Source organism: Photobacterium japonica (assembly GCF_050337005.1).
In the GTDB taxonomy this organism is placed as follows: domain Bacteria; phylum Pseudomonadota; class Gammaproteobacteria; order Enterobacterales; family Vibrionaceae; genus Photobacterium; species Photobacterium japonica.
On sequence record NZ_JAKJSN010000127.1, the window covers coordinates 1 to 1,522 of the forward strand.

The following is a 1,522-nucleotide window of genomic DNA, read 5'->3' on the forward strand; positions in this document are numbered from 1 at the left end:
GAATATGATAAATTAGGAATGCTTGTTTTTAACGGCGCAACAATGGCACAAAAAAACTCACGATCCACCGAAAAATTCTTCTTCTTTTTTTCATAATAATAGACACCTACCCTCGCTCGATTCCAATCCATTGGCACGATCATTTCATGCCCATTGACATAACCCGTCTGCTCAAGCGCCTCCTTCTTATCTTCCGTGATCAAAATTTTGGCTGCGACGTCAGGTTCTTGATAGATAAAATGTTCCATTAATCTTTGCTTTACTTGGCCAACCGAGTAACTAGGGTTAGCTTCATTCGCATTGAACTCTACGGTTAACTTCATGGGGGCATCAATCACAGTGTCTACTTTTTGATGCCAAGTAAATGCATCCACCACTGCGATGCCTTGTAAAGCCTCAGCAATTTCACGTTCCGCTTTTTCATGCAGATCAATATCGTGCTTAAATTGTATAATTAGGCTGTCAGAACACCCTGATATAAAAAGCAGTGCAGCAAACAACAAGCCGACTTTTACTTTGCTAAACATTCGTGATCTCCTATCACAGGTAAATAGGCATCCATCCCACTACGGCAACCTATTCATCATATTGACAATCAAATATCGCCAATAAAAATAAAGTTAGCCCTATCAATAAATAAGTATCGAAAGGCCACTAAATAAACGATGAAATCTATCACAACCTGCTATTTCCTTGGGTATGAAATTACAAATGTCGCTTGATTTCGGAATCTGTCACAAACTTTATGCTGAATAAGTGGGTGAGATACATACACGGAGAACAACCAAACATCCAAGCTGGATTATTCACAGTAATTAGGGCTGTTTCTGTCATCTGGATCTTTAACTTGCATAATGAAATCAGCAGAAAGGTTATACCGGTTAAGTACCTTCGTGACAGCCTGTGAGGTAGCAGCCCTACCAAAATCGTTAAAAATGGATGCAGGATCCTTTTCTTGATTCCAAATCACATAGACTTCATTCGCTAACACTCTGGCATCCTCCCAACTACCAGTACTCATGCCTAGATAATCAAAATACTCCCAAGCTCTCACATGCTCAATAGAAGCATCATCACCAGAAACCAGAAAAGACATTTCAATTTTTTTATACCAAGGGAACACGGTAATATCGACCGCCCTTAACTGACGATCATCAAAATCATTGAATATTTGGCTCAATCTTATCGCTAGTACCTTTTCTATTTCTCCAACAAAACCAGAATTAAATTCCCATTCATTAAATCTCTTATCTTTATTATTATCTATATCATCAACATCAACATCAACATCAACATCAATCGAGTAGGAGGAGGCCTCACGACCCAGGGCAAGATCATGAATATTTTTTGCCCAATTCCAGATCAAAATTGACCTGACGAGTCGACTGTGATCTTATGCTCCTCTTTTGAGGAGTGACCATGAATTTAGATACCATCAAAGAGCATTTCAGCATCATCCGTGACGAGCGACAAAGCGCGAAAGTGGATTACCCACTGTTCGATATTTTGTTTGGCTCAATCT

General features: G+C 39.4%; 2 protein-coding genes. Both read right to left on the reverse strand.

From position 1 onward, the window contains the following. On the reverse strand, positions 1 to 527 hold a 527-nt coding region (locus L4C36_RS23715; protein WP_428480211.1), incomplete at its 3' end, for a hypothetical protein. A 275-nt stretch (positions 528 to 802) separates the two neighbouring features. Continuing rightward, the gene (locus L4C36_RS23720) at positions 803 to 1,366 is read right to left on the reverse strand and encodes a hypothetical protein (RefSeq protein ID WP_428480212.1); all 564 of its coding nucleotides are present in this window, start codon (positions 1,364 to 1,366) and stop codon (positions 803 to 805) included. Between the last annotated feature and the right edge of the window lie 156 nt (positions 1,367 to 1,522).